The organism is Citrobacter sp. TBCS-14 (assembly GCF_005280805.1).
Classification (GTDB): Bacteria; Pseudomonadota; Gammaproteobacteria; order Enterobacterales; family Enterobacteriaceae; genus Citrobacter; species Citrobacter gillenii.
This window is the reverse complement of record NZ_SZWM01000259.1, coordinates 1-212: the sequence shown is the minus strand read 5'-3', so window position 1 is coordinate 212 and position 212 is coordinate 1. Positions and strand designations below refer to the sequence as shown.

Sequence of the window (212 nt, the reverse complement as noted above, 5' to 3'; positions counted from 1 at the left end):
CTGGCGGTCAACGCCAGCGCATAGCCATTGCCAGGGCATTGATTCTCAAACCCTCGCTGATCATTCTGGATGAGCCAACATCCTCGCTCGACAGAACCGTACAGGCGCAAATCCTCACGCTGTTAAAGTCCTTACAGGAAAAGCATCGTCTGGCTTATATTTTTATCAGCCATGATTTGCATGTTGTACGTGCGTTATGCCATCAGGTAATT

General features: G+C 48.6%; 1 protein-coding gene. It reads left to right on the top strand.

The features are described from left to right. Nucleotides 1–212, top strand: a 212-nt coding sequence (locus FDX22_RS30955) for an ATP-binding cassette domain-containing protein (protein WP_255432891.1), incomplete at both ends; no start/stop codon positions are given.